Origin of the sequence: Mesorhizobium sp. M7A.F.Ca.CA.001.08.2.1, from assembly GCF_003998455.1 — a bacterium.
GTDB classification, from domain to species: Bacteria; Pseudomonadota; Alphaproteobacteria; order Rhizobiales; family Rhizobiaceae; genus Mesorhizobium; species Mesorhizobium ciceri.
Map to the genome: position 1 here is coordinate 1 of NZ_RZPW01001443.1, position 520 is coordinate 520.

Annotated in this window: 2 pseudogenes; one reads left to right on the forward strand and one right to left on the reverse strand. The window is 65.8% G+C overall.

Going from position 1 to position 520, the window contains the following annotated elements:
* Nucleotides 1-265, forward strand: a pseudogene (locus EN914_RS37875) (hypothetical protein); the annotation flags it as partial.
* 41 nt (nt 266-306) lie between these two features.
* On the opposite strand, the pseudogene EN914_RS37880 reads toward EN914_RS37875, so the two are convergent.
* Nucleotides 307-520: pseudogene (locus tag EN914_RS37880) on the reverse strand (Dyp-type peroxidase domain-containing protein); the annotation flags it as partial.

Consider the following 520-nt stretch of genomic DNA (forward strand, 5'->3'; position numbering starts at 1 on the left):
GGCCATGGCCATGCGGCGCCTGAATGGCGAGGCCGAGCGGCGCCGGCAACTGGCCGCCAGCGTTTCGCTGATCGAGAATGCGCGCAAGGCATTGGTGATGAAGCAAGGGGCGGCATCGGACGGCCCCGCCTTCAACTCGCGCACCGCGCGCAGGGGTATGCGGCCGGTGGCGAACCAGAGGGCGCCGGATCTGGTCCGGCCAATGGAACTCGGCCGGCAGCGCAGGGCGGCCAAGGTGGCACAGGCAAAGCGCGACGCACGCTGAATTCGCGGTGATCGCGGGCTGAAATCGTTGAGGACGCCTGCCTACCGTGCGGCAGGCTTCGCCTGTGCACCCTCGACAAGCACTTGCAGCATGGGGCGGGTTGGCGCGAAAAATGTCGTGCCGGTGTGCGGCGTGGAGAAATCGAGCAGGCGGTCGTAGGCGCCCGGCGGCTCGCCGACATACATGCGCTGCAGCATTTTTTCGGTGACCCAAAGATATCTGGAATAGCCGATGAAGTAGGTGCCGAACTCGTTC